The 26,944-nt window shown below is 69.3% G+C and carries 24 protein-coding genes; 18 read left to right on the plus strand and 6 right to left on the minus strand.

Features of this window, described 5'->3' with window-relative positions:
- Positions 1–6 precede the first annotated feature (6 nt).
- Together J1C47_RS10675 and J1C47_RS10680 are read right to left on the minus strand one after the other, a co-directional pair.
- Positions 7–447, minus strand: a complete 441-nt coding sequence (locus J1C47_RS10675) for a tripartite tricarboxylate transporter TctB family protein (protein WP_207350750.1) — start codon at positions 445–447, stop codon at positions 7–9.
- Positions 448–593: 146 nt separating this feature from the next.
- Positions 594–1,562, minus strand: coding sequence for a Bug family tripartite tricarboxylate transporter substrate binding protein (locus tag J1C47_RS10680; protein ID WP_207350751.1), 969 nt, complete (start codon positions 1,560–1,562; stop codon positions 594–596).
- A 278-nt stretch (positions 1,563–1,840) separates the two neighbouring features.
- On the opposite strand from J1C47_RS10680, the gene J1C47_RS10685 reads away from it, so the two are divergent.
- From J1C47_RS10685 to J1C47_RS10715, 7 genes are all read left to right on the plus strand, one after another.
- Positions 1,841–2,512 (plus strand): response regulator transcription factor, encoded by a 672-nt coding sequence (locus J1C47_RS10685; RefSeq protein WP_207350752.1) that lies wholly within the window; start codon positions 1,841–1,843, stop codon positions 2,510–2,512.
- Between the two features lies 1 nt (position 2,513).
- Positions 2,514–3,950, plus strand: coding sequence for a sensor histidine kinase (locus J1C47_RS10690; RefSeq protein WP_207350753.1), 1,437 nt, complete (start codon positions 2,514–2,516; stop codon positions 3,948–3,950).
- Positions 3,947–5,017: an ABC transporter substrate-binding protein gene (locus J1C47_RS10695; RefSeq protein ID WP_207350754.1), complete on the plus strand. Its 1,071-nt coding sequence runs from the start codon at positions 3,947–3,949 to the stop codon at positions 5,015–5,017. The genes J1C47_RS10690 and J1C47_RS10695 overlap by 4 nt, the downstream gene beginning before the upstream one ends.
- Positions 5,018–5,214: 197 nt before the next feature.
- Entirely contained in the window at positions 5,215–6,678 is a 1,464-nt protein-coding gene (locus J1C47_RS10700; RefSeq protein ID WP_207350755.1) for an aldehyde dehydrogenase family protein, read from the plus strand.
- A 25-nt stretch (positions 6,679–6,703) separates the two neighbouring features.
- Positions 6,704–7,753 carry a tartrate dehydrogenase gene (locus J1C47_RS10705; protein WP_207350756.1) on the plus strand — a complete coding sequence of 350 codons (1,050 nt, stop codon included), beginning with the start codon at positions 6,704–6,706 and terminating at the stop codon, positions 7,751–7,753.
- Between the two features lie 3 nt (positions 7,754–7,756).
- On the plus strand, positions 7,757–9,214 hold the full coding sequence (locus J1C47_RS10710) for an NAD-dependent succinate-semialdehyde dehydrogenase (protein WP_207350757.1): 1,458 nt from the start codon (positions 7,757–7,759) through the stop codon (positions 9,212–9,214).
- 59 nt (positions 9,215–9,273) lie between these two features.
- Positions 9,274–9,756, plus strand: coding sequence for a cupin domain-containing protein (locus tag J1C47_RS10715; RefSeq protein WP_207350758.1), 483 nt, complete (start codon positions 9,274–9,276; stop codon positions 9,754–9,756).
- A gap of 79 nt (positions 9,757–9,835) precedes the next feature.
- Here J1C47_RS10715 and J1C47_RS10720 read toward each other — a convergent pair whose 3' ends face one another.
- The gene (locus tag J1C47_RS10720) at positions 9,836–11,113 is read right to left on the minus strand and encodes an NAD(P)/FAD-dependent oxidoreductase (RefSeq protein WP_207350759.1); all 1,278 of its coding nucleotides are present in this window, start codon (positions 11,111–11,113) and stop codon (positions 9,836–9,838) included.
- Between the two features lie 3 nt (positions 11,114–11,116).
- The gene (locus tag J1C47_RS10725; protein WP_342591963.1) at positions 11,117–11,779 is read right to left on the minus strand and encodes a haloacid dehalogenase type II; all 663 of its coding nucleotides are present in this window, start codon (positions 11,777–11,779) and stop codon (positions 11,117–11,119) included.
- 233 nt (positions 11,780–12,012) lie between these two features.
- On the opposite strand from J1C47_RS10725, the gene argE reads away from it, so the two are divergent.
- From argE to J1C47_RS10770, 9 genes are all read left to right on the plus strand, one after another.
- Positions 12,013–13,161, plus strand: a complete 1,149-nt coding sequence (gene argE, locus J1C47_RS10730; RefSeq protein ID WP_207350760.1) for an acetylornithine deacetylase — start codon at positions 12,013–12,015, stop codon at positions 13,159–13,161.
- Positions 13,162–13,303: 142 nt separating this feature from the next.
- A complete protein-coding gene (locus J1C47_RS10735; RefSeq protein WP_207350761.1) occupies positions 13,304–14,140 on the plus strand; it encodes a GNAT family N-acetyltransferase in 837 nt (278 codons plus the stop codon).
- A 19-nt stretch (positions 14,141–14,159) separates the two neighbouring features.
- On the plus strand, positions 14,160–15,539 hold the full coding sequence (locus tag J1C47_RS10740) for an aspartate aminotransferase family protein (protein WP_207350762.1): 1,380 nt from the start codon (positions 14,160–14,162) through the stop codon (positions 15,537–15,539).
- Positions 15,540–15,544: 5 nt separating this feature from the next.
- A complete protein-coding gene (locus J1C47_RS10745; protein WP_207350763.1) occupies positions 15,545–16,474 on the plus strand; it encodes a 2-hydroxyacid dehydrogenase in 930 nt (309 codons plus the stop codon).
- A gap of 285 nt (positions 16,475–16,759) precedes the next feature.
- Positions 16,760–17,461 carry an HAD-IA family hydrolase gene (locus J1C47_RS10750; RefSeq protein ID WP_342591964.1) on the plus strand — a complete coding sequence of 234 codons (702 nt, stop codon included), beginning with the start codon at positions 16,760–16,762 and terminating at the stop codon, positions 17,459–17,461.
- A 55-nt stretch (positions 17,462–17,516) separates the two neighbouring features.
- Positions 17,517–19,130: an ABC transporter substrate-binding protein gene (locus J1C47_RS10755; RefSeq protein ID WP_207350764.1), complete on the plus strand. Its 1,614-nt coding sequence runs from the start codon at positions 17,517–17,519 to the stop codon at positions 19,128–19,130.
- 75 nt (positions 19,131–19,205) lie between these two features.
- Complete coding sequence (locus J1C47_RS10760; protein ID WP_207350765.1) at positions 19,206–20,162, plus strand: ABC transporter permease; 957 nt, start codon at positions 19,206–19,208, stop codon at positions 20,160–20,162.
- Entirely contained in the window at positions 20,159–21,001 is an 843-nt protein-coding gene (locus J1C47_RS10765; protein ID WP_207350766.1) for an ABC transporter permease, read from the plus strand. The genes J1C47_RS10760 and J1C47_RS10765 overlap by 4 nt, the downstream gene beginning before the upstream one ends.
- Positions 21,001–22,662: an ABC transporter ATP-binding protein gene (locus J1C47_RS10770; RefSeq protein WP_207350767.1), complete on the plus strand. Its 1,662-nt coding sequence runs from the start codon at positions 21,001–21,003 to the stop codon at positions 22,660–22,662. The genes J1C47_RS10765 and J1C47_RS10770 overlap by 1 nt, the downstream gene beginning before the upstream one ends.
- Positions 22,663–22,738: 76 nt before the next feature.
- Here the strand turns inward: J1C47_RS10770 and J1C47_RS10775 are convergent, their stop codons facing one another.
- Positions 22,739–23,227: an Lrp/AsnC family transcriptional regulator gene (locus tag J1C47_RS10775; RefSeq protein ID WP_207350866.1), complete on the minus strand. Its 489-nt coding sequence runs from the start codon at positions 23,225–23,227 to the stop codon at positions 22,739–22,741.
- Between the two features lie 217 nt (positions 23,228–23,444).
- Between J1C47_RS10775 and J1C47_RS10780 the strand changes: the two genes are divergently transcribed.
- Complete coding sequence (locus J1C47_RS10780) at positions 23,445–24,770, plus strand: NAD(P)/FAD-dependent oxidoreductase (protein ID WP_207350768.1); 1,326 nt, start codon at positions 23,445–23,447, stop codon at positions 24,768–24,770.
- 11 nt (positions 24,771–24,781) lie between these two features.
- On the opposite strand, the gene J1C47_RS10785 is transcribed toward J1C47_RS10780, so the two are convergent.
- Entirely contained in the window at positions 24,782–25,894 is a 1,113-nt protein-coding gene (locus J1C47_RS10785; protein ID WP_207350769.1) for an NAD(P)/FAD-dependent oxidoreductase, read from the minus strand.
- A 118-nt stretch (positions 25,895–26,012) separates the two neighbouring features.
- Here J1C47_RS10785 and J1C47_RS10790 point away from each other — a divergent pair, with 118 nt between their 5' ends.
- Positions 26,013–26,909, plus strand: coding sequence for a LysR family transcriptional regulator (locus J1C47_RS10790; protein WP_207350770.1), 897 nt, complete (start codon positions 26,013–26,015; stop codon positions 26,907–26,909).
- Positions 26,910–26,944: the final 35 nt, after the last annotated feature.

The following is a 26,944-nucleotide window of genomic DNA, read 5'->3' on the forward strand; positions in this document are numbered from 1 at the left end:
GTCAACTCACCTCAGGAACGTCAGGATGCCTGCCGGCAGGTTCAGATCGAGCAGGCGGGTGCAGAGGAGATAGCCGAAGAGCCCGATGCCGAGGCTGAAGGCGAGCGCCGGGACGAGCCGCGAGCCGAGCATCATCGACAGCGCCATGCAGAAGGCGAAGGTGGCGATGACGAAGCCGAGCGGTTGGAACAGAAAAGCGTAGACGAGAAGCATCGCGACGAGCGCGGCGAGCCGGCCGAGGCTGCGGGCCGGCAGCCCGAGCGATTCGACGTCGGGCCGCACCAGGACGTAGAGGATGCAGGGGATCGCCACCAGGCCGAGGATGCGCGGCCAGCTCTCCGGGCCGAGCGGATCGTATTGGAACGGTGCGTGGATCAGCGTGAAGGCGATGATCGTGTAGCCGATCGCCACCAGGAGCAGCACGCCGGCAAAAATCCGGTCCGCCATGGACGACTCCGAGTTGGAAGAAAATCCGTGCCGGGCGGCCGCGCGCGTCGTGGCGGCGGCGGACGGCCCGGCAGGGCCCATGCCCATGGGCCGCGGCAGCCCTCTTACAAAGGACGCGCCGCGGCCCGCGGGTCAGTCCGGGAGGACTATTGGATCAGGCCGGCGTCCTTGGCGATGCCGGTCATGCGCTCGACGCGCTTCTTCATGTCGGCGTCCATCTCCTTGCCCGACAGGTCCATGGGCAGAAGGCCCTTGTCCTTGACGAGCTTGGCCCATTCGTCGGTGCCGTAGGCGGCTTTGAAGACGTCGACCCACTTGTTGTAGGCCTCGTCGGGGACGTCCTTGCCCATGTAGTAGCCGCGCACGATCGGCCATTCGGCGTCGTAGCCGAGTTCCTTGGCGGTCGGGATGTCGGCGAAGGGCTCCGGCAGGCGCTCGCCGCTCAGCGTCGCGAGGATGCGCATCTCGCCGGTGCCGAGATGCGAGACCATCTCGCCGACGTCGCCGAGATAGACCTGGATCGAGCCGCCGAGCAGGCCGGCGATCGCCTCGCCGCCGCCGTCGAAGGCGACGTAGCGCATCTTGCGCGGGTCGAGTTCCTTCGACTTCAGGAGGATCGCCGCCTTCATCCAGTCCTGCGAACCGACCGAGCCGCCGGCGCCCATGACCACCGAGCCCGGATCCTTCTCGACCACCTTCATCAGGTCGTCGAGGGTCTTGTAGGGGCTGTCGTCGCGCACGATGACGGCGCCGTAGTCCGTGCCGGCCGTCGCCAGGAAGCGCACGTCGTTGGCGCCCCACTGGCCGTATTTGCCGGTCGCCATGTTCAAGAGCGAGCCGGAGGAGAAGGCGACGATGGCGTTCGGATCGTCGGTGCGGGTGGTGTTGAACAGGTTGATGGCGACGGCGCCGATGCCGCCGGGCATGAAGGTCACTTCCATCGGGCCGTTCAGCTGCTTTTCGAGGCCCTGCTGCGCGATGCGGCAGGTAAGGTCGAAGCCGCCGCCGGGCTTGGCCGGCGCGACGCATTCCGGCCGGTCGATTTCCTGCGCAAGCGCCGGTGCGCTGACGACGCCGGCCAGCAGCAGAGCGGATGCGATGTTGAGCAGTCTCATGATTGGGTCCTCCCAGCGGTGCTTGTGCGGAAAGAGAAGCCCGACGAGGGTCCGCCACCGGCCGCCGATGCCCGTGTCGGGCCGGCCTCGCGGCTGGCCGCCCTCCTTCCGGGCGGCGCCGTTTCCTCTCTCCCATCCGGCACCTAGTCGGCCTGGCTGACCGTGGCTTGACGCCAAGCTGACACGACGCTGACACGGGCTTGCCGCATTGCGATGCTGCGACGCCGCACAGCCTGTCGCTTCTCAAAGCCGCGACGGACGGCTAAGCCTCAAGAACCATGCGCATTTTGCTCGTCGAAGACATGAGCGAGCTGTCCGAGGCCATCCTCGAACGGTTTCGCGCCGAAGGCCACGCGATCGACCTCGAAAACGACGGGGCCGAGGCGGAGGCGCTGCTGCGGCACGCCGGCTTCGACCTCGTCATCCTCGACATCAACCTGCCGACGATGAACGGCTACGAGGTGCTGCGGGCGATGCGGGCGCGCGGCGACCGGACGCCGGTGCTGGTGCTGACCGCCCGCTCCGAGATCGACGACCGCATCGTCGGCCTCGACGTCGGGGCCGACGACTACATGGTCAAGCCCTTCGACTTCCGGGAGCTCTCCGCCCGCTGCCGGGCACTGGTCAGGCGGCGCACCGGCGAGGCCAGCAACGTCTTCACCCAGGGCGACTTCGAGTTCGACCGCGGTGCGCGGCGGGCGCTTCTCGGCGGCGTCGACCTCGAACTGCGCCAGCGCGAGGTGCAGGTGCTGGAGCTGTTCCTCGGGCATCTCGGCCGCGTCCTGACCAAGGACGAAGTGGCCGATCGCATCTACACCTTCGACGAGGCGCCGAGCCTCAACGCCGTCGAGCAGACGATCACGCGGCTGCGCAAGAAGCTCGAAGGCTCGCCGCTGCAGATCCGCACCATCCGCGGTCTCGGCTACATCGCCAGCATCGTCGAGGCTTAGGATGCTCGCCGCACCGCCGCATCAGGGGCGCCCCTATTCGCTGCGCCGGCGGCTGATGATCGCCTCGATGGCGGCCTTCGCGCTACTGATCGCCGTCCTGTCGGTCAGCCTGTGGACCTATGCGGCGAGCGCGGCGAACCGGACCTACGACCTCCTGCTCCGCGGCGCGGCGATCGCGATCCTCGAACGCATCACCGTGACGCCGGAGGGGATCGACATCGACCTGCCGCCCTCGGCGCTCGAAATCCTCACGCTGGACGACGACGACCGCGTCTTCTACCGCGTCCTCGACGCGCAGGGCACGACGCTGACCGGCACCCCCGACCTTCCCGCCGAGGGGCTGTTCGAGCGGCCGCTGCCGCTGCAGGAGCCGGTGTTCTTCGACAGTCCCTACAGCGGCGAGACGGTGCGCTTCGTCGTCTACGGCCGCACGCTGCTCAGCGCCGAAAAGCCGCAATGGATCGGCGTGCAGGTCGGCCAGACGCGGCTCGCCCGCAATGCCATGCGCAAAGACCTGATCCTCAAGGGGCTGGTGCCGCTCGCCGCGCTGTCGATCGCCGGGGTCGCCATGGCGCGGGCGGGAATCGGCCTCGCGATGCGCCCGCTCGCCGGGATCGAGCGCGACATCCGCGAGCGCCAGTCCAACGACCTGCAGCCGCTCGGCGCGGCGCCGCCGCGCGAGGTCGAGAGCCTGATCACCGCGATCAACGGCTTCATGCGGCGGCTCGACCTGTCGCGCGGCCAGGCGGAGTCCTTCATCGCCGACGTCGCCCACCAGATGCGCAGCTCGCTGGCGACCCTCTACGGCCATCTGGAATATGCCGGCGAGGGGGGCGAGCAGGGTGCCGCGGCCGTCGCCAGGGCGCGTGAGCAGGCCCGCCGGACGGTGCGGCTGACCAACCAGCTCCTCAGCCACGCCATGGTGATCCACCGCGCCGACAAGGGGATGTTCCAGTCGGTCGATCTCGCCGAGCTCGTCCGCCGCCTGCTCGAGGAGATCCTGCGCGACGACAAGGCCGGGGCGGTCGACTTCGCGGTGGAGCTGCCGCCGGACGGCTTCGCGCCGCGGGTCGAGGGCGACGCCATCGCGATCCGCGAGGCGCTGCGCAATCTCGTCGACAACGCGCTTCGCCACGGCCCGGTGGACAACCAGATCACCCTGCGCGTTTCGCCGACGCGGCTCGCGGGGCGGCCGGCCTTCGAGATCGCCGTCGACGACGCCGGGCCGGGCATTGCCGACGCCGACAAGCCGCGCGTCGTCGAGCGGTTCTACACGCGCGGCCCCGGCGGCGGTTCGGGGATCGGCCTTGCGATCGTCGTCGCCGTCGCCGAGAGCCACAAGGGCCGCTTCGACCTCAGGGACCGCGCCCCGGCCGGCCTCAGCGCGACGATCACGCTGCCGGAAACGCCGCCGCCGGACGCCGGGGCGGGGCGATGACGCGCGCCCGGCTCGTCCTGATCGCCGGCCTCGTCCTCGCCGGCGCGGCGCTCGCCGTCTCCGTGGTCTCGCTGCAGCGGCCGAGCGGCACGGGGCGCACCACCCTCGACGTGTGGAGCGCCACGGACACGGCGGCGATGTCGGCGATCGTCGCCGGCTTCGAGGCGGCGCATCCCGAAATCGCGGTCCGCTACACCGAATTCAACACCTCCGAGCTGCAGGAAGCCGTGCTCGACGCGAAGCAGGTTCCCGACCTCGTCATTTCGTCGGCGATGGACCTGCAGGTGGAGCTGGTCAACCGCGGTCTGGCGAGCCCGCTTTCCGACATGCCCGAGACGCCGGAATGGTCGCGCTGGCGCAACGAGCTGTTCGGTTTCACCGAGGAGCCGGTGGCGCTCGTCTACAACCGCCGGGCATTTTCGCAACGGCCGCTCCCGGCCACCCGCTCGGAACTCGCCGGCATGATCCGCGACGACCCGCGCTTCTTCGACGGCCGCGTCGGCACCTACGACGTCGGGCTGTCGGGGGTCGGCTACATGTTCGCCACCCAGGACGCCCAGCGCGGCTTCCAGGCCTCCCGCCTGGTGGAATCCCTGGGCCGCGCCAAGGCCAAGACCTACTGCTGCACCAACGACATGGTCGAGAAGGTCGCGGACGGAACGCTGGTCCTCGCCTACAACGTCATCGGCTCCTACGCCCTGGAACAGGTGCAGAGGGATCCGCGGCTCGGGATCCTCCTCCTCAGCGACTATGCGCTGGTGTTCACCCGTTCGGTGCTGGTCACGAAGGCCTCAGACGCCAAGCCGGCCGCCTCCTCCTTCGTGCGCTTCCTCCTCTCCGAGGCCGGCCAGAGGCTGATCGGCCAGCGCTCCTCGCTGTTTCCGCTTGTCGAGAACCTTCAGGAGGGACAGTCCTTTCTCGAGACGCGGTTCGAAGGCACGACCTCGCTCCTGCCGATCCGCCTGCGGCCGAGCCTGCTCACCTGGCTCGACGGCAGGAAGAAGGAGAAGTTCCTGCGCGAATGGCAGGCCTCGATCCAGGGGCGGACGCGCCAGCCGGAGCGGTGAGCGGCGGCCGACGCCTCCGTCCCGTCCGGCGCCCGCCGACCCTGCCGGCCGCGTCGCCGGTCGCAGGCGCCACAATCGATCACCCGCAGCGGATCCTGCGGAGGATTATGCCGGGCAAGGGCCGCCTTCGCGCTCTCTTGTCGTCGTGCCGGGACTAGGAAGGCGACTGGACGCAGTCTTCGCGAAAAGGTCCGCCCATGTCCCTCAGCTTCGATCCGTCGGCCATCGATCTGCCGGTCGGCCACCACATCGCCGGCCGTTTCGTCCCCTGCGACGCCGCGCTTCCCGTCCTCCGCCCGTCGGACGGCGTTTCGCAGGGCGGCTGTCCCGTCGCCGATGCCGACGTCGTCGACCGCGCGGTCGAAGCGGCGAGGACGGCGCTCGAAAGCAGCGGCTGGGCCCGGCAGCGCCCGCGCGAGCGGGTGAAGGCGATGCATCGCTGGGCCGATCTCGTCGAGAGCGAGGCGGAATGGCTGGGACGCCTCGAAAGCGTCGTCTCGACCCGCCCCATCGCCCAGTCGATTCCGGGCGACGTGGCGATCGCCGCCGAACAGATCCGGTTTTTCGCCGAGTTCGCCGACAAGGAGGGCGGAGACGTCGTTCCCACCGCCGCCGACAGGCTCGGCATGATCGAGACCGAGCCTTACGGCGTCGTCGGGGCGATCACGCCGTGGAACTTCCCGATCTCGATGGCCGGCTGGAAGTTCGGACCGGCTCTGGCGGCCGGCAATGCCGTGGTGCTCAAGCCTTCGGAGATGACCCCCTACACGGCGGTGGCGCTCGCCGAGCTCTCGGTGCGCGCCGGCCTGCCCGCGGGGCTCGTCAACGTCGTCCTCGGCGACGGCGCGACCACCGGCAACGCGCTCACCGGCCATCCCGGCGTCGCGAAGGTCTCGTTCACCGGCTCGACGGCAGCCGGCGCCGCCATCATGGCGAACGTCGCGCGGACCGGCATCAAGCCGATGACGCTCGAACTCGGCGGCAAGAGCCCGCAGGTCGTCTTCGCCGATGCCGACCTCGACCTCGCCGCCGACTGCATCGCGCGGGGCATCCTGTCGAATGCCGGGCAGGTCTGCGTCGCGGGATCGCGGCTGCTCGTCGAGGCCCCGGTCGTGGACGCGCTGACCGAGCGGCTGCGCGCACGGTTCGAGGCCGTCGCGCCCGGCCCGACGTGGGACGAGGCGTCCTCCTATTCGCCGATCATTTCGCAGCGGCAGCTGGCGCGGATCGAAAGCATCGTCGCGGCGGCGACGGCAGAGGGCGCCGAGACCGTTACCGGCGGCTGCCGTCTCGACCGGGCCGGCGCGTTTTTCGCCCCGACGATCCTTGCGGGCGTCGGGCCGGATTCGCCGGCGATCACCGAGGAGATCTTCGGGCCGGTGCTGACGCTGCAGAGCTTTTCCGACGAGGCGGAGGCGATCGCGCTCGCCGATCATCCGACCTACGGCCTGTGTGCCGGCGTCTATACGCGGGACATCTCCCGCGCGATCCGGGTGATGCGGTCGATCCAGGCGGGCACCGTGTGGATCAACCGCTACGGCCGTTCCACCGACCACATCCTGCCGACCGGCGGCTACAAGGGATCGGGGCTCGGCAAGGATCTCGGCCGCGAGGCCTACCTTGCGAACCGGCGCACGAAGTCGGTGCTGATCGACCTGTGAAGGCGAAAGGGAAGGGGAGAATGACATGAAGTCGTATCGCATCGCGCTGATACCCGGCGACGGGATCGGTCCGGACGTCGTCGCGGCCGCCTGGCAGGTCGCCGAGGCGGCGGCGGGGAAGGAGAACGTCGCCCTGGCAGCAATCCGTTATCCCTGGTCCTGCGATTACTATCTCGAGACCGGCGCGATGATGCCGCCGGACGGGATCGAGACGCTGCGCGGCCATGACGCCATCCTCCTCGGCGCCGTCGGCTGGCCGGCGACGGTGCCCGATTCGGTGTCGTTGCACGGCCTGCTGCTGCCGATCCGCAAGGCCTTCGTCCAATACGCCAATGTCAGGCCGCACCGGCTGCTGCCGGGGGTCGAGGGGCCGCTCAAGGCCGAGCGCTTCGACATCCTGTGCATCCGCGAGAACACCGAGGGCGAATATTCCGGCGCCGGCGGGCGGGTTCACCAGGGCGGCGCGAACGAGGTGGCGGTGGAGACGGCGATCTTCACCCGCGCCGGCGTCGAGCGCATCCTGCGCTTCGGCTTCGAGCAGGCCCGCCAGCGAACCGGGCGCCTCGCCTCGGTGACCAAGTCGAACGCCCAGAAACATTCGATGGTGTTCTGGGACGAGATCACCCGGCAGCTTTCCGCGGAATATCCGGACGTCGAGGTGACGTCCTATCACATCGACGCCATGGCGGCGCGCATGGTCATGGCGCCGGAATCGCTCGACGTCGTGGTGGCGTCCAACCTCTTCGGCGACATCCTGACGGATCTCGGGGCGGCGATCCAGGGCGGCCTCGGCTTCGCCGCCTCGGCCAACATCGATCCCGGCCGCACCGCCCCGTCGATGTTCGAACCCGTCCACGGCTCGGCGCCGGACATCATGGGCAAGGGGATCGCGAATCCGCTTGCCACCATATGGTCGGCTGCGATGATGCTCGAGCATCTCGGCGAGGGCGCCGCCTCGGCCCGCATCATGCGGGCGATGGAGGCGACGACCAGGAGCGGGATCGGCACGCGCTTCGGACGGGATGCGACCGGCGCCATCACCGAAGCCGTCATCGAGGCGATCGAAAGGGAATAGCCAATGGACACGAGCGGGAAGATGCCGCTGCTTCGCGAGCGGGGCCTCGTCGGCGGGGAATGGATCGGCGCCGACTCCGGCGAGACGGTGGAGGTGACGAACCCGGCGACGGGCGCCGTGCTCGGCACCGTCCCGGCCATGGGGGCGGAGGAGACGCGGCGCGCCGTCGCGGCCGCCGAAGCGGCCTTTGCCGGCTGGCGGAAGACCACCCACGGCGAGCGCGCCGCGCGGCTGATGGCCTGGCACGACCTGATGCTGCGCCACGAGGAGGAACTCGCCCTCATCCTGACGCTCGAACAGGGCAAGCCGCTTGCCGAGGCGACGGGCGAGATCCGCTACGGCGCCTCCTTCGTGAAGTGGTTCGCCGAAGAGGCGCGCCGCATCAACGGCGGGCTGATCCCCTCGCCGACCCCCGACCGCCGCATCGCCGTCCTGAAGGAGCCGGTCGGCGTCTGCGGCATCGTCACGCCCTGGAACTTCCCGAATGCGATGATCACCCGCAAGGTCGCGCCGGCGCTCGCCGCCGGCTGCACTGTCGTCATCAAGCCCTCGGAGCTGACGCCCTATTCGGCGCTCGCCATCGCCGCCCTTTCGCAGGAGGCCGGCATCCCGGCCGGAGTGATCAACGTCGTCACCGGCCTGCCGACCGGCATCGGCGCCGAGCTCACCGGCAATCCTTCGGTCCGCAAGATCAGCTTCACCGGCTCCACCCGGGTCGGGTCGATGCTGATGGCGCAGTCGGCGCCGACCGTGAAGCGGCTCAGCCTCGAACTCGGTGGCAATGCGCCGTTCATCGTCTTCGACGACGCCGATCTCGACGCCGCGATCGACGGCGCACTGATCTCGAAGTTCCGCAATGGCGGCCAGACCTGCGTCTGCGCCAACCGCATCCTCGTCCAGGCGGGCATCCACGACGCCTTCGTCGCAAAGCTCTCGGCGAAGGTCTCGGCGATGCGCGTCGGTGCCGGCACCGAGGCCGGGGTGGCGATCGGGCCGATGATCAACCGGGCGGCGATCGAGAAGATCGAGCGGCATGTCGACGACGCGCTCTCGCGCGGTGCGCGGCTCGCCAGCGCCAAGGCTTCGCTGCCAAACGGGCCGCAATTCGTCGCCCCGGTGGTGCTGACCGGCGCGACGACGGCGATGCAGCTTGCCTCGGAAGAGACCTTCGGGCCGGTGGCACCGATCTTCAGGTTCGAGCGGGAGGAGGAGGCCATCGAGACCGCCAACGGCACGCCCTTCGGCCTTGCCGCCTACTTCTTCACCCGCGATCTCGCCCGCAGCTGGCGGGTCGGCGAGGCGCTGGAATTCGGCATGGTCGGCCTCAACACCGGCCTGATCTCCACCGAGGTCGCACCCTTCGGCGGGGTCAAGCAGTCGGGCATCGGTCGCGAGGGCGCCGAGATCGGCATCGAGGAGTATCTCGAGACCAAGGCCTTCCACATCGGCGGGCTCAGCTGAGGCGAAGCGGTGGGTCGAGGCGGCGGAACGATGCCGATGCGCAGGAGACGTGGCAGGCAATGACCATCACCTTCCATCATTCGCCCGGCAGGCAGGCGCCGATACGGGTTCCGGCCATCGGGCTGGACCTCTTCGTGCGGGTGCCGCCCGAGACGAGTGCCGGCGCCTTCTGCTTCATCGAGACCGTCAACGCGCCCGGAAAGGGGCCACCGCGCCATCGCCACCGCGAGGCGGAGATCTTCCGCGTCATCGAAGGGCGCTATCTCTACGAGGTGGACGGCCGGCGGTTCCATGCGGAAGCCGGCGACGTGATCAGCATCCCCGGCGGCGCCGTCCACGGCTTCGTCAACGTCACCGACGCGCCCGCCCGCCAGTACATCCTGATCGCTCCCGCCCTCGATGCGTCGGCCTTCTTCGCCGAACTGGCGGCGACGATGCGTGACGGCATCCCCGACCGCACGGCGCTCAACGCGTTCGGAGCCAGATGGGGCGTCGAGTTCATGGGGCCGCCCTTGCGCGGCGACGAACTGCCCGACGCGTGAGGCAAGGGCCGCCCGGGCGACCGGTATGACGGAGGCCCGGCGCATCGGGATCGCGGCGAGAGGTCAGGGGGCGTCTTTCCTACCGGATGCGGTCGAGCATCCGGTAGTAGAGGCCGACGATCGGCAGGAACCAGGGCTTTCCGGAATAGCCCGGCACGGCGTCCCAGGCGAGGCCCCCGAGCGGATTGCTGGCCGGCTTGCCGGCGATGATCTCGCCCATGATCGCGCCGAGATGCGTCGAAAGCTGCGCCCCGTGCCCGGAATAGCCCATGGCGTAATGCAGGCCGTCCGCCTCGCCGGCGCGCGGAAAGCGGTCCTTGGTCATGCCGACGAGACCGCCCCAGCAATAGTCGATCGCGATGCCTTCGAGCTGCGGGAAGATTTGGGCGAGGCGCTCCTGCAGGATGCGGCCGGAGGTCTCGTCGGAAGAGGCGTCGGAGGTCGCGGAAAACCTGGCGCGGCCGCCGAAGATCAGGCGGTCGTCGGGCGACAGCCGGAAGTAGTTGCCGATGTTGAGCGAGGTGACGCAGGTGCGGTTTCCCGGCATCGTCGCGGCGACTTCCTCGCGGGTCAGGGGCCGCGTCGCCACGACGAAGCTGCCGACCGGGACGATCCGCCGCCTGAAATGCGCGAACGGTCCTTCGGTATAGGCGTTGGTGGCGAGGAAGAGGTTCGTCGCCGACAGCCGGCCGCGCGGCGTCGTCAGCTGCCAGCGGCCCGCCACCTTGGCGCGGTCGGTCACCGGCGCGTTCTCGAAGACGACGGCGCCGTGCCGGGTCGCGGCCTCCGCAAGTCCGGTGACGAACCGGCCCATGTGCATCATCGCGCTCTTCTTCGAGAGCATCGCGCCGTGAAAGGCGTTCGAGCCGATCTCGCCCCGCAGATCCGCGGCCGACAGCAGCGCCGTGTCGGGATCGACCTCGCGATGCACGGCCTCGAAGTTGCTGGCGATCGCCGCGAAATGCTGCGGCTTGGAGGCGAGCTTCAACTTGCCCGCCCGGCGGAAGCTGCAGTCGATGGCTTCCTCCCGGGCGATCTTCTCGACGGTGTCGACCGAATCGTCGAGAGCCCGGTAGAGCGCCTTCGCCCGCGACTCGCCGAGATGCTGCTTCGCCGCGACGTAGCTGTGGGCGAGCCCGTTGTTGAGATGGCCGCCATTGCGTCCCGAGCCGCCATATCCGACGTGGCGCGCCTCGACCACCGCCACCTTCGCGCCGGCGAGAGCGAGGCTGCGTGCCGCCGACAGGCCGGTGAAGCCGCCGCCGATCACCGCGACGTCGAAGTCACCCTCGACCGCTCCGCCGGCCGCACCGGTGAAGGCCGGGGCGGTGTCGTGCCAGTAGGATTTGAGCTGCATGGCTCAGAGGCCCACCACGGCCGGCAGGCCCGAGATGTCGGCGATCTCCGTGTAGCCGTAATAGGGGTTGGCGGGCTCGTGGCGGCGGTTGACCCAGACCTTGTTCTCGATGCCGAGATCGTGGGCCGACATCAGGTCGTAGCGGAAGGACGACGAGCAGTGGAGGATGTCCTGCGGCCCGCAGCCGAGCTGGTCCAGCATGTATTCGAAGGCCCGGAACCGTGGCTTGTAGGCATTCGCCTGCTGCGCCGTGAAGACGTGGGCGAAGGGCGCGCCGAGCTTTTCGACGTTCGACATGATCTGCTCGTCCATCGCGTTGGAGAGGATCACCAGCGGGATCTTCTCGGCGACCCTGGCGAGCCCTGCCGGAACGTCCGGATGCGGACCCCAGCTCGGCACCGCCTCGTAGAAGCTGCGGGCCTCGGCCTCGTCGAAGGCGACGCCGTTGCGCCTGCAGCTGCGTTCGACCGCGTTGACCAGAACCTGGTCGTAGGGCTTCCAGTCGCCCATGATCTCGTCGAGCCGGTAGGCCGCGAAGTTCTTGATGAAGCGCTCGAGCACCTCGGGCGCAAGCCGCGGACCGTAGATCTCGCGGGCCTTCTCGGCCATCTGGAAATGGGTGAGGGTCCCGTAGCAGTCGAATGTAATGAACTTGGGGCGAAACACGCGCGTCGGGCCTTTCGTCAGGAGATTCGGGGTCTGCCGCGTCGTCGGCAGAGCGCCCTCGATCGTAGCGCCGGGGCCCGGCGCGGTTTCTAGTCTTCATCGCGCCGGCGAGAGCAGATTCTTCCGAATGTGTCCGAAACGACGGCAAGGGCTGCCGGGCGTTTCGCGGCACTCTCTGCGCAACCGGCAGGCGACCGGGAGACCGTCCACGCTGCTTTGAGCGAGATTCGCTGATGAACCCGCAATCCATGCTGTCGAGCCTCGTCGCGTTTCCGTCGGTGGTCGGGACGCCGAACGGTGCGCTGATCGACTACGTGCGGGATTATCTGGCGATGCACGACGTCGCCTCCGTGGTGATCGGCGGGCCGGAGGGCGACCGCTTCAACCTGTTCGCGACGATCGGCCCGGCCGCCGTGCCGGGCTACATCCTTTCCGGGCATGTCGACGTCGTCCCCGGCAACGAGCCGGCGTGGCGCGGCGATCCGTTCCGGCTCCGGACGGTCGGCGACCGGCTGGTCGCGCGCGGCGCCGTCGACATGAAGGGTTTCGTCGCCGCCGTCCTGTCGGCGGTGCCGGATCTCGTCGCCATGCGGCTCGAGCGGCCGATCCACATCGCGCTCTCCTACGACGAGGAGGCGGGCTGCCGGGGCGTTCCCCACCTCATCGAAAAGCTGCCGACGCTCTGCGCCCCGCCGCTCGGCTGTATCGTCGGCGAGCCCACGGGGCTGGTGCCGGTGCTGCGGCACAAGGGCAAGGCGTCGCTCAGGATCGTCGCGAAGGGCCGCGCGGGACACAGCTCGCGGCCCGATCTCGGCGAGAACGCCATCCACGCGCTGCTGCCGGTGCTCGGGCTGATCGCCCGCGAGGCGGAGCGCCAGCGCGAGGCCGGGCCGACCGACGCGCATTTCCTGCCGCCCTATTCGACCATCCAGGTCGGCACGATCGCCGGCGGCGAGGCGCTGAACATCATTCCCGACGCCGCCAGCGCCGAGGTCGAGGCGCGGGCGATCGCCGGCGTCGACCCGCTGGCGCTGCTCGAACCGGCGCTCGCCGCCGTCGCCGGCGACGAGGCGCTGTCGGCGGAGGTCGTCGCCCGCTATCCGGGCCTCTCCCTCGCCGGCGACCATCCCCTGGCGCGGCTGGCGGGCGAGCTCTCCGGCCATGCGCCGCTTGCCGCCGTTAGTTTCGGAACCGAGGCCGGCCTGTTCCAGGCGGCCGGCATCCCGTCGATCGTCTGCGGACCCGGCGACATCGCCCGCGCCCACAAGCCGGAGGAATACATCACCGTTGCGGAACTGATGGCGGCGCGGGACATGGTGCTGCGGCTGGGGCTGAGGCTCGGCGCGGGGCTTCCCGCCGTCCGCTCCGCCGCGGCCCAGTGAATGCCGGCCCGGCCACCGCAATAAGCTGCGGCGGCGGCCGGGCGTCACGGCGGGAAATTCCGCCGCCGGGCGATCGCCCGAAAGCATCTTTCCCGGGCGCGCTGCTACGACTCTCGTATCGAAGCAGCAGGTCAGTCGCCGCATGCCCCTTCCGTCGATCCTCCCGTTTCAGCCCGACGACGTTCACGGCGCGGTCCGCCTGTCGCAAAACGAGGGCTGGCCGCATACCGAACGCGACTGGGGGCTGATCGCGTCGATCTCGCAGGGCTTCGTCGCGCGCGACGGCGAGAGGATCGTCGGAACCGCCTTCGCCACCCCCTATGGCGACGACGTCGCGATGCTGAACATGATCGTCGTCGACGCGGCGATGCGCGGGCGGGGCCTCGGCCGGCGCCTCGTCGAGACGATCATTGAGGCGGCCGGCGAGCGCGCGATGCGGCTCGTCGCGACTGATGCGGGGCTGCCTCTCTACGAAAAGCTCGGCTTTCGCGAATCCGGCCGCATCCTGCAGCATCAGGGCGAGGCCCTGCCGGTCGACGCGCCGGAGGGGGTCGAGGCGATCGGGACCGATCAGCTTCCCGCCATCGCCGCGCTGGATCGCGAGGCCTTCGGCGCCGACCGCTCGACGCTTTTTCACGTGCTCCTTTCGGTCGGAGAGGCGGTGGCTCTCCGCGACGATCGCGGCGCGCTTTCCGGCTTCGCCGTCTGCCGCGCATTCGGCCGCGGTTTCGTCGTCGGCCCCGTCGTGGCGCCCGACGAGGCGGCGGCGAAGCGTCTCATCGCCGCCCATCTTGCCGGCCGCGCCGGGGCCTTCGCCAGGGTCGACACGCCCCTCGCGAGCGGCCTTGCGCCGTGGCTTTGCGAGCGCGGGCTTGCCCATGTCGGCGGCGGCGTCGCGATGGGCCGCGGCGCTCCTCTCAAGGCTTCGCGGTCCGGCGCCGTCCGGACCTTCGCTCTCGCCGCCCAGGCCCTCGGCTGACATTTCGGAAGGAAACGCCATGCTCGCCAACTCTCTCGTCGAGCTCGACCGACAGCACCTCATCCACCCGCTGAGCTCGTTTCGCGGCCACGAGCGCGGCGGCGTGCGCGTCCTGCGTTCGGCGAAGGGCGCGACCCTCACCGACAGCGAAGGCCACCGCCTGCTGGACGGCTTTGCCGGGCTGTGGTGCGTCAATGCCGGCTACGGCCATGAAAGCATCGTCGAGGCGGCGGCCGAGCAGATGCGCCGCCTGCCTTACGCCACCGGCTATTTCGACCTCGGCGCCGAGCCGGCGATCCGCCTCGCCGCCGAACTCGCCGAGCGTTCGCCCGGCGATCTCGACCACGTCTACTTCACGCTCGGGGGCTCCGACGCCGTGGACAGCACGGTGCGGTTCATCCGCTACTACAACCACGCCCGCGGCACACCGGAGAAGGACCAGTTCATCTCGCTCGCGCAAGGCTTCCACGGCTCCTCGACGGTCGGCGCCGGGCTGACGGCTCTGCCGGGCTTCCACGCCGGCTTCGGGGTGCCGTTCGACTGGCAGCACAAGATTTCCTCCCACTACGTCTACCGCAATCCCGTCGGCCAGGATCCGGAGGCGATCATTGCCGCGTCGGTGGCCGAGCTGCGGGCCAAGGTCGAGGAACTCGGGCCGGAGCGGGTGGCCGCCTTCTATGCCGAGCCGATCCAGGGCTCCGGCGGCGTGCTCGTGCCGCCGCCCGGCTGGACGAAGGCGATGGCCGCGACATGCCGCGAGCTCGGCATCCTGTTCGTCGCCGACGAGGTGATCACCGCCTTCGGGCGCACCGGGCCGCTCTTTGCCTGCGAGGACGAGGGCATCGTGCCGGACTTCATCACGATCGCGAAGGGGCTGACCTCCGGCTATGCGCCGCTCGGCGCCGTGCTAATGGCCGACCACGTCTATCAGGTGATCGCCGACGGCGCCGGCGAGGCGTTGATCGGACACGGCTACACCTATTCGGGCCATCCGGTGAGCGCCGCCGTCGGGCTCGCCGTCCTCAAGCTCTACGAGGACGGGCTGCTGGATAACGGCCGCCGCGCCGGGGAGCGGCTTATGGCCGGTCTGACGGGCCTCGCCGAGCATCCTCTGGTCGGGGACGTGCGGGGCCGCGGCATGCTGGCGGCGATCGAACTCGTCACCGACAAGGCGCGAAAGACGCCGCTTCCGGCAGCCTGCGAGCCGTCGAAGCGCATCTTCGACCGCGCCTACCGCGCCGGGCTGATCGTCCGCGCCTTCGGCAACGGCGCGATCGGCTTCGCGCCGCCGCTCTGCTGCACGGGCGAGGAGATCGACGAGATGATCGGGCGGACCCGCCGCGTCCTCGACGAGACCCTCGACGATCCCGACGTGCGGGCGGCGATGCCACGGAGCTGAGCGGCATGGCGCTGCTCTACCTTTCGAGCCCCGAGCGGGCGGCGGTCTGGCGCCCGATCTTCGCGCGCGAGATGCCGGAGATGGCCTTCGTCGCGGGCGAGGCGGCGGTCGAAGATCCCGCCGCCATCCGCTATCTCGCGGCCTGGACGCTGCCACCGGACGTCTTCCTGCGCTATCCGGGCGTCGAACTGGTGGTCTCCGTCGGGGCCGGAGTCGACCAGCTCGACCTTCCCGCCATCCCCGCGCATGTCGCCGTCGCCCGGACGGTGACGCCGAGCATCGGCGCGATGATGCGCGACTACACGGTTCTCGGCGTCCTCGCGATGCATCGCGAGCTGCCCTATTACCTCGCCCGCCAGCGCGAGGCGGTCTGGAAAGGCCGGCCGGTGGTGCTCGCCGGGCGGCGGCGCGTCGGCGTGATGGGCCTCGGCGAGCTCGGGCGGGCGTGCATCGAGGCGCTACGCGGCTTCGGCTTTCCGCTGGCCGGCTGGTCGCGCTCGGCCCGCCGGATCCCCGGCGTCGAAACCTTCAGCGGCAAGGACGGGCTGGCGCCCTTCCTGGCGCGCACCGACATTCTCGTCTGCCTGCTTCCGCTGACCGAGGAGACCTCTGGCATCCTCGACGCCGGGCTGTTCGCGGCGCTGCCCGAGGGCGCCTGCCTCGTCCATGCCGGTCGCGGCCGCCAGCTCGACCACGCGGCCCTGCTCGCGGCGCTGGACACAGGGCAGCTCGGCGGCGCCTTTCTCGACGTCACCGAGCCCGAGCCGCTGCCTGCCGGACACCCGTTCTGGACCCATCCGAAGATCGTCCTGACGCCGCATGTCGCCACGGTCACGGATTTCGAGGAGGGCGCCCTGTCGGCCGTCGAAACCCTGCGGGGGCACCGCGAAGGCGGTGCCATTCGCGGCCTCGTCGACCGTTCCCGCGGCTACTGAAAGGCCGCCGAGGAATGTTCCGCCAGCGACCGATTTTCGAAACAAGATGCCGCTGCAAACCACAGTTTTGATTTTTCATGGGTCGCAGGCCTGCGAAAGTCTTGTGCAGAAAAATCGCTGCACAGCTTGTGTGCGCTGCGGCAACCGGCAGTTTCGCGGCCTTGGCGCCGCGATCAGCGGCGCGCGGCGGACCGGGGTGGCCGGCCGGGCGACACCGCCACAAGGCGGAATATTCTGCCGGACGGCAGCAGCGGCAGCGGTGAGATCGGAGTTTCGTCCTTGCGAGTGACACCCGCGACATTCAAGGTCCTGACCTTCGACGTGGTCGGCACGCTGATCGATTTCGAGGCCGGGCTGACCTCGGGGCTTCGGGCCATCGCCGCGGAGCACGGCGTCGAGCTCGATGCCGAGACGGCGCTGGCGATCTACGGCGAATGCCGCCGGGATGCGGATGCCGGCAAGTTTCCCGACGACGTCGCGCGCTGCTACCGGACGATCGCGGCGCGGCTCGGCCTGCCGCTCGGCGAGGCGCACGGCGCGCGGCTGGTCGAGGCGGTTGCCGACGCGCCGGCCTTTCCCGACAGCGTCGCGGCGCTGGCCTCGCTCGCCGGGAACTTCCGCCTCGTCGCCATGACCAACGCCCGGCGCTGGGCCTTCGAGCGCTATTCCAAGGCTCTGGGGGAGCCCTTCTTCAAGAGCTTCACCACCGACGACACCGGCACCGAGAAGCCGGACCCTGCCTACTTCGAACGCGTCCTGTCGGAGCTTTCGAATGACGGCGTCGGCAAAAACGAGATCCTGCACGTCGCCCAGAGCCAGTATCACGACATCGGCGTCTCCCGGCAGCTCGGCATCGCCAATTGCTGGATCGAGCGCCGCCACGCACAGCCCGGCTACGGCGGCACGATCGCCCCGGCGCAATTCACCGAGCCGGACCTTCACTTCACCTCGCTCGCCGGGCTGGCGGCGGCCGTCGAAGCCGGATGATCCGTTTCTCCAGCAACCAACGCAATGCCACTTCCTGACACGAAAGGGTCGACGCATGAGCCATGAGACTGTGACGAACTGGACCCGCCGCGACGATGCGCTGGTCGAAGACGCCATCCGCCGCGGCGCGACGCGGCGCGATCTCCTGCGCCTCCTGATGGCGAGCGGCATCGGCATCGCGGCGGGCGGCACGATCGTCGGCAGGGCCACCAGGGCCTTTGCCGACACGCCGAAGTCCGGCGGCTCGATCACCGCCGCCGGCTGGTCGTCCTCGACGGCCGACACCCTCGATCCGGCCAAGGCTTCGCTGTCGACCGACTACGTCCGCTGCTGCGCCTTCTACAACCGCCTGACCTTCCTCGACGAAGGCGGCACCGTGCAGATGGAACTCGCGGAGAGCATCGAGACCACCGACGCCAAGACCTGGAAGGTGACGCTGCGCCCCGGCGTGGTCTTCCACGACGGCAAGAAGCTGACCACCGACGACGTCATCTTTTCGCTCGCCCGCCACAAGGACGAGTCCGTCGGCTCCAAGGTCAACGCCATGGCCAAGCAGATGGCGGAGTTCAAGAAGGTCGACGACCGGGTGATGGAGATCGAGCTCTCCGCGCCCAATGCCGACCTGCCGATCATCCTGGCGCTGCACCACTTCATGATCCTCGCCGACGGCACCAAGGACTTCACCACCGCGAACGGCACGGGCGCCTTCAAGTGCGACGTGTTCGAGCCGGGCGTGCGGTCCGTCGGCGTGAAGAACGAGAACTACTGGAAGGATAAGCTTCCCTATCTCGACAGCTTCGAGTTCATCGCGATCTCGGACGAGCCGGCCCGCGTCAATGCCCTCCTGTCGGGTGACATCGCCCTCGCGGCCACGGTCAATCCGCGCTCGATCCGGCGTCTCGAAACGATCGACGGCGTGCAACTCTCCAAGACCACGTCGGGCAACTACACCGACCTCAACGTCCGCCTCGACATGGATCCGGGCGACAAGGCCGGTTTCGTCGAGGGCATGAAGTATCTGATCAACCGCGAGGTCATCCAGCGGTCGGTCATGCGCGACCTGGCGGTGATCGCCAACGACCAGCCGGTCTCCCCCAACGACCGCTATCACAACAAGGAGCTGAAGGCCCGGGAATACGATCCGGAAAAGGCCAAGAGCCTGTTCCAGAAGGCCGGGCTGTTCGGCACGTCGATCCCGATCGTCGCCTCGGAGGCCGCCGGCTCGTCGATCGACATGGCGACGGTCGTGCAGCAGGCGGGGCAGGAGATCGGCATGCCCTTCGACGTCCAGCGCGTGCCCTCCGACGGATACTGGTCGAACTACTGGCTGAAGGCGCCGGTGCACTTCGGCAACATCAATCCGCGGCCGACGCCGGACATCCTGTTCTCGCTGCTCTATGCTTCGGACGCGCCCTGGAACGAGAGCCACTACAAGTCCGAGAAGTTCGACAAGATGCTCGTCGAGGCGCGCGGTTCGCTGGACGAGGCGAAGCGCAAGTCGATCTACGACGAGATGCAGGTGATGATCGCCAACGAAGCCGGGACGATCATCCCGGTCTGGATCTCGAATGTCGACGCGCTTTCGTCCAAGCTGAAGGGCCTGCGGCCGAACCCGCTCGGCGGCATGATGGGCTATGCCTTCGCCGAGCACGTCTGGCTGGCCAGCTGATCGACCGGCCGCCGGCCGGGCGGCAAACCGCCCGGCCGATCATATCGCAGTAGCCGTCAGGAGCGCCCCGCCGTCATGAATGCCGTCATCGCCCGGCTGGTGCTGAAGCGCCTCGGGATCATGCTGCTCTCGCTGCTCATCGTCGCCTTCGCGGTGTTCTTTGCGACCGAACTCCTGCCGGGCGACGTCGCCCAGATCCTGCTCGGCCAGGCGGCGACCCCCGAGGCGGTGGCGGGGCTGCGGACGGCGATGCATCTCGACGAGCCTGCGTTCCTGCGCTTCCTGCACTGGCTCTTCGGCCTGATGAGCGGCGATCTCGGGCGCTCCTACGCCAACGATCGCGAGGTCGCGGATCTGATCTCCGGAAGGCTCGCGAATTCTCTCGAGCTCGCCTTCGTCACGACGCTGTTCTCGGTGCCGATCGCTCTGACGCTCGGCATCACCTCGGCGATGTTCCGCGGCAGCTTCTACGACCGCATGGTCTCGGTCTTCACCGTCACCGTCATCTCGATCCCGGAATTCATGGTGGCGACGCTGGCGGTCATCATCTTCGCCGTCTATCTGCGCTGGCTTCCCGCTTTGTCGGTGGCGAGCGAGGTCCACGGCATCGGCGAGCTCCTGCGCATCTACGCGATGCCCGTGATCACCCTGGCCTTCGTCGTCTCGGCCCAGATGATCCGCATGACGCGGGCGGCGGTGATCGACACGCTGAACACCGCCTATGTCGAGATGGCGCTCCTGAAGGGCGCCTCGCGCCGGCGCATCGTCCTGCGGCACGCGCTGCCGAACGCGCTCGGCCCGATCGTCAACGCCATGGCGCTGTCGCTCTCCTACCTTCTCGGCGGCGTCATCATCGTCGAGACGATCTTCAACTATCCGGGGGTCGCCAAGCTGATGGTCGATGCGGTGTCGACCCGCGATCTTCCGCTGATCCAGTCCTGCGCGATGATCTTCTGCGTCAGCTACCTCCTGTTGATCCTGATCGCCGACGTCGTCGCGATCATGGCGAACCCGCGTCTGCGCAACCAATGACATCGACAGCCCGCCGCTCCCCCCGCTTCGGCTTCGCCGTCAACGCCGTCGGCGTGATCGGCGCATCGATCATCCTGTTCTGGATCCTCGTCGCGGTCTTCGCGCCGTGGATCAGCCCCTATCCGGTCGGCAAGATCGTCGACTTCGACTATTACGGGCCGATCTCCTCCGACTTCTGGCTCGGCACCGACTATCTCGGCCGCGACATGTTCTCGCGTATCCTGATGGGCGCGCGCTACACGGTCGGCATCTCGCTCGCCAGCGTGACCATCGCCTGCTTCGTCGGCGTCACCCTCGGGATGATCGCCGCCGTCGTCGGCGGCTGGTTCGACGCGGTGCTGTCGCGGTTCCTCGACGCCTTGAACTCCATCCCCGCCCTGATGTTCGGGCTGGTCGTCGTCGCGGCGGTCGGCAGTTCGCTCACCGTTCTGATCCTGACCATCGCGACGCTCTACGCGCCGGGCAGCTACCGCTTCGCCCGGGCCCTTGCCGTCAACGTCAACGCCATGGACTTCGTCACCGTCGCCCGGGCGAGGGGAGAGGGGATCATCTACACCATCCGCGAGGAGATCCTTCCCAACATCGTCGGTCCGGTGCTCGCCGATTTCGGCCTGCGCTTCGTCTTCATCGTCCTCCTCCTGTCGGGGCTTTCCTTCCTCGGCCTCGGCGTCCAGCCGCCGGATGCCGACTGGGGCGCGCTGGTGCGCGAGAACATCGGCGGCCTGTCCTTCGGGGCCCCTGCCGTGGTGTTTCCGTCGATCGCCATCGCCAGCCTGACGATTTCGGTGAACATGCTGATCGACAATCTTCCCCGGCGGATCCGCGACAGGAGCGAGTGATGGGCAACGTCATCGAGATCCGCGACCTCCACGTCACGGCGAAGACCGATTCCGGCAGGGTGGTGGAGATCATCCGGGGCGTCGACCTCGACGTCGCCGATGGCGAGATCGTCGCGCTGATCGGCGAGAGCGGCTCCGGCAAGACGACGATCGCCCTGACCCTCCTCGGCTACGCCCGTCCGGGCTGTTCGATCGTCGGCGGCAGCGTCACCGTCGACGGCGAAGACACCGTGGCGATAAGCGAGGCCGAGCGGCGCAGCCTGCGCGGCACCAGGGTGGCCTATGTCCCGCAGTCCGCTGCGGCCGCCTTCAACCCGTCGAAGACGATCATGGACCAGGTCGTCGAGGTGGCGCAGATCCACGACCTGATGCCGATGGACGCCGCCCGGAAGAAGGCGGTCGAGCTGTTCCGGGCGCTGGCCCTGCCGGAGCCCGAGACGATCGGCGCGCGCTATCCGCATCAGGTTTCCGGCGGCCAGCTGCAGCGCCTGTCGGCCGCGATGGCGCTGATCGGCGATCCGAAGGTGATGGTGTTCGACGAGCCGACCACGGCCCTCGACGTCACCACCCAGATCGAGGTTCTGCGGGCGTTCAAGGCGGTGATGCGCGAGCGCGGCATGGCCGGCATCTACGTCTCCCACGATCTCGCCGTCGTCGCCCAGATCGCCGACCGCATCGTCGTCCTGAAGGGCGGCGAGGTTCAGGAGGTGGGGGCGACCGAGGCGATCGTCCATCGGCCCTCCCACAGCTACACCAAGGCGCTGATCGGTGCGTTCCACCCGCGGGCGAGGGTCCCGGACCCCGAGGCGGCGGCGGACGGGCCGCAGCCGATCCTCAAGGTTTCCGGGGTCACCGCGGGCTATGGCGGCACCGGCCGGGACAAAATGCCGAAATACGTCGTCCTGAAGAACCTCGACCTGACGCTGGAGCGCGGCCGCAGCCTCGGTGTGATCGGCGAATCGGGCAGCGGAAAATCGACCCTCGCCCGGGTGATCGCCGGCCTGCTGCCGGCGGCGAAGGGCAGCATCGAGATGGACGGCGTCCGGCTCGGCCAGGCGACGCGGGATCGCTCGAAGGAAGATCTGCGCAAGCTGCAGATCGTCTTCCAGCTCGCCGACACCGCGCTCAATCCGAACAAGCCGGTGGGGGCGATCCTCGCCCGGCCGCTGGTCTTCTATCACGCGATGGCCGGCCGCGAGCGCGACGCCGAGGTCGATCGCCTGCTCGACATGGTGCGGCTGCCCCGCGGGCTGAAGCACCGGCTGCCGTCGGAACTTTCCGGCGGCCAGAAGCAGCGGGTCAACTTCGCGCGGGCGCTCGCCGCGCGGCCGGAGCTGATCCTGTGCGACGAGATCACCTCGGCGCTCGACACGGTGGTCGCCGCGGCGGTGCTCGACCTCCTCGACGAGTTGCAGCGCGAGCTCGGCCTCACCTACATGTTCATCAGCCACGATCTCTCGACGGTCGAAGCGATCTGCGACCGCGTCGCGGTGATGTATCAGGGCGAGAAGGTCGAGGAGATGCCGACCAGCCGCATGAAGTCGGGCCCGGAGCATCCCTACTCCAAGCTTCTGATCGCCTCCGTGCCGAAGCTCGACACCGGCTGGCTCGACGGCCTGCGCGACGACCCGCTGATGGCCGCGGCGATGGAGGGCCGCTGAGGCCGCCGGGCCGGCGATTCCCGTCGCGCAAGCCCGGGCACGAGGGAACGGACGGCGGCAGACGAAAGCGCGCGGGCTAGGCGTGCATCCGGTCTCCGAACAGGTTGGTCAGGGGCAGGTGCGTCTTGATGAAGGGCGACTTGATCACCACGAAGCTGAAATACTTGTCGATTCCGACGTCCTGGTCGAGAAGGTTCTCGATGATCGTCTGGTAGTGGACGATGCCGGCGGTGATGAATTTCAGCAGATAGTCGTAGCCGCCGGAAACCAGATGGCATTCGACGCAGGCGTCGATCTTGCGCACCGCCGCCTGGAACCGGTCGAAGTCGACGTGCCGGTGGTTCTTCAGCGTGACCTCGGTGAAGACGGTGAGGATCTCGCCCAGCTTGGCGATGTCGATCTGGGCGGAATAGCCGGTGATGTAGCCCGCCGCCTGCAGCCGTTTCATCCGCGTCAGGCACGGACTCGGCGAGAGATTGACGAGCTCGGCCAGTTCCACGTTGGTGATGCGTCCGTTCTTCTGCAACTCGCAGAGGATCTTCACGTCGATCATGTCGAGCTTCATGCGAGCGCCCGTCGTCACCCAGTCGTCTCCATCAGCAGATTATGTCGTCAGCTTGGGCCCGTTCGATCCGACTCGCAAGCCGTCATCGGGCGTTTCCGGTGAAAATGAACTGCCGAGCCCCGGCGGGACTGCGGCACAATCTGCCGGAGAGGCCGGCGATTGACCGACTCCGCTCGCTGCCCTCCCGGTAGATTGCAGCGAAAGCCAGGAGCCCGCCATGCCCGCCCCCCTCGTCGTCGTGCCGTCCTCGGAAAGCCTGCCCGAAACCGCCGACGCCGTCGTCATCGGTGGCGGCATCGTCGGCGTCTGTTCGGCCTATTTCATGGCGCGGCGCGGAATGAAGGTGGCGCTGGTCGAGAAGGGGCGGATCGGCGCCGAACAGTCGAGCCGGAACTGGGGCTGGTGCCGGCAGCAGAATCGCGACGCCCGGGAACTGCCGATGGCGACGCGGAGCCTTTCGCTGTGGGAGGAGATCGCCGCCGATCTCGGCGAGGATCTCGGCTTCCGGCGCTGCGGCCTGCTGTATCTTTCGGACGACGAGGCGGAGATCGCCGGCTGGGCGAAATGGCGCGATTTCGCCGCGACGCAGGGCGTGACGACGTCGATGCTGAGCGCCGCCGAGGCCGGCGAACGCGGCGCCGCCACCGGCAAGCCGTGGAAGGGCGGGGTGTTCTCGCCGAGCGACGGTGTTGCCGATCCGGCCCGCGCCGCGCCGCTGATCGCCAGGGGCGTCGTCAGGCACGGCAGCACGGTGCACCAGTTCTGCGCGGCGCGCGGCCTCGAGACCTCGGCGGGCGCGGTCAGTGCCGTCGTCACCGAAAGCGGCACCATCCGCACGAAGCGGGTCGTCCTCGCGGGCGGTGCCTGGGCCTCCTCCTTCTGCCGCCAGCTCGGCATCGCCTTTCCGCAGTCCTCGGTCCGCTCGCCGATCCTCTCGGTCATGCCGGGCGCGATGGGCCTTCCGGACGCGCTGCATACGGCACAGGTGTCGGTCACGCGGCGCGGAGACGGCGGCTATACGCTCGCCGTCTCCGGAATGGCGAGCGTCGATCCGACGTTCCAGCAGCTCCGCTTCGCCGGACATTTCCTGCCGATGTTCGCCAAGCGCTGGCGGGTGCTGGCGCCGGGCGATCTCTCCGGCCTGACGGCAGGCCACGAGACGCGCCGCCGCTGGGCGCTCGACCGGCCGACCCCGATGGAGAAGACGCGCATCCTCGATCCGGCGCCGTCGCCCCGCGCCATTGCGGAGATCCTCCGCCGGGCCCGCCTGCTGCTGCCGGAACTGACGAGCGTCCCGGTCCAGGCGGCCTGGGCGGGCTACATCGACTCGACGCCCGACGGCGTGCCGGTCATCGACCCGGCGGCCGGCCCGCAGGGCTTTCTCCTGGCGGCGGGCTTCTCCGGTCACGGCTTCGGGATCGGCCCCGGGGCGGGGCAACTCGTCGCCGATCTCCTGACCGGCGAGGAACCGGGCGTCGAACACCGGCAATACGCGCTGTCGCGCTTTTCCCGCGGCGTCTGGGGCAAGGTCTCGGAATTTTGAGCGGACGGCCGTCATGCCGCGAAGCGGTCGATGGCGAAGGGCGCGATCGGCGTCGAGGTGTCGCCCGTCGCGATCAGCTCCGCCATCACGTCGCCGACGCCGGGGCCGAGCTGGAATCCGTGGCCGCAGAAGCCGAAGGCGTGGAACAGCCCGGGCGTCGTCCGGCTGGCGCCCATCACCGGCAGCATGTCGCGCAGATAGCCCTCGCAGCCGGACCACGTGCGGATGATGCCGACCCGGGCGATCGCCGGGCAGAGCCTTTCCAGTTGCGGCAGCTGGTTCAGCGTGTTGGCGGGATCGACCCTGGCATGGCCGGGGTCGAGCGCCACCGGCTCGCGGTGGCCGCCGCCGAAGACGATGTTGCCGCGTTCCACCTGGCGGAAATAGACGCCTTCCGCCTTGATGCGCGACCATAGGCCGACGACCGGCAGGATGCGGTGGGGCAGGGGCTCCGTCACCCCCATCTGCGGCCCGTTGGCCTCGAGCGGGACGGGTTCGCCGACGCCCTCGGCGAGCCGTGCCCCCCAAGCGCCGGCGGCGTTGAGCACGAGGTCGGCCTCGATCGGGCCGGCGGCCGTTTCGACCGAGAGCCCGCCCGCGCTCCGCGCGGCGATCGCCGCCACCGGCATGTCCTCGACGATTTGGGCGCCGAGGCGCGCGGCGGCCCGGGCGAAGGCGGGCGCGACGAGCCTCGGATTGGCCGAGCCGTCCTCGGGCGAGACGGAGGCGGCGATCGCCGTCGGCCCCGCCCAGGGAAAGCGGCTGCGCAGCTCGTTGCGGCCGCAGATTTCCAGCGTCAGGCCGAGGGGTTCGGCATCGCGGGCGAAGGCTTCCATGTCGGCGAGTGCGTCGGCATCGAAGGCGAAGCGGACGTGACCGGTCGCCCGGAACTCGACGTCCTCGCCGAGCAGGTCTGCGACTTCGCCCCACAGCGCCCGCGAGCGGTGGGCGAGCGGCATCTGCGCCAGGTGCCGGCCCTGGCGGCGGATGTTGCCGAAGCTCGCATTGGTCGCGGCCTGGCCGATCCGGTGACGTTCCAGAAGCGTCGGGCGGATGCCGCGCCGCGCCAGGAAGAACGCCGCGGCGGCGCCCATCAGTCCACCGCCCACGATGACGACGCGCATCGCCTTCCCCTCGCTGCAGATTGCGCCGTCGAGCTTGCCGGCCGCCGCCGCCGATGTCCAATCGCCGTTGCGGCGTCGGCCATAAGAGTGCCCTATGGGCTGAATTCGGAGAACCGGAATGCGCGCTCGTCAGCTTGAAGTCTTCTGCGCGGTCATGCGGGCCGGCACCGTCACCGGCGCGGCACAGGCGCTGAACATCTCCCAGCCGGCCCTCAGCCAGGTGCTCCTCCATGCGGAGGACGAACTCGGCTTCCAGCTGTTCGAGCGGGTCAAGGGCCGGCTCGTGCCGACGCTCGCGGCAGAGGAACTCTATCCCGAGGCCGAGCGGGTCTTCGCCGAGCTCGACGCCCTGCGCCGCCGCACCGAGGACATGCGCAGGGGGCGCATCGGCCTCGTCCGGCTCGCCTCCTCGCCGCCACCGTCGATGAGCCTCATCCCGGCCGCCCTCGAGCGGTTTCGCGCCGAGCGGCCCGAGGTGACCGTGCGTTCGATGATCGGTCCGGTCGAGACCCTCGTCCCCATGGTCCTCGACGGCGACGCGGAACTCGCCGTCGCCATGGACGACACCCCGCGGCCGGGCCTCGACTGCGAGACCGTCGGTCATGCGGGGATCGTGTGCATCATGCCGGCGGGCCATGCGCTGGCGGAGCGGGAGCGTGTCGATCTCGCCGCGCTCGCCGGCGTGCCGCTGATCTCCTATCGCCCGAATTCGCGGCCCGGGCGCGAACTCGGGCGGATGGCCGCCGCGGCGGGCCTCGGCTACCGGCCGGACATCGAGATCGACGTCTCGCTTTCGGCCATGGCCTTCGTCCAGCAGGGCCTCGGCGTCGCACTGGTCGACGGTCTCCTGCCCTGGAAGCAGTTCAACGGCGTGGAAGCCCGGCCCTTCGCCGCCGACTTCCGTCTGCCGGTCGCGATCCTCACCCGGGCGGAGCGGCTGCTCTCGCCGGCGACGCAGCGCCTGCGCGAGCATCTGCGCGGCGTCTGCGCGACGCTTCTCGGGCCGACCTCATAAGGCGAACTTATCCGTTCGCCGCGCATCCAACTTGG

The sequence above is a fragment of the Jiella sonneratiae genome (assembly GCF_017353515.1).
Lineage (GTDB): Bacteria > Pseudomonadota > Alphaproteobacteria > Rhizobiales > Rhizobiaceae > Jiella > Jiella sonneratiae.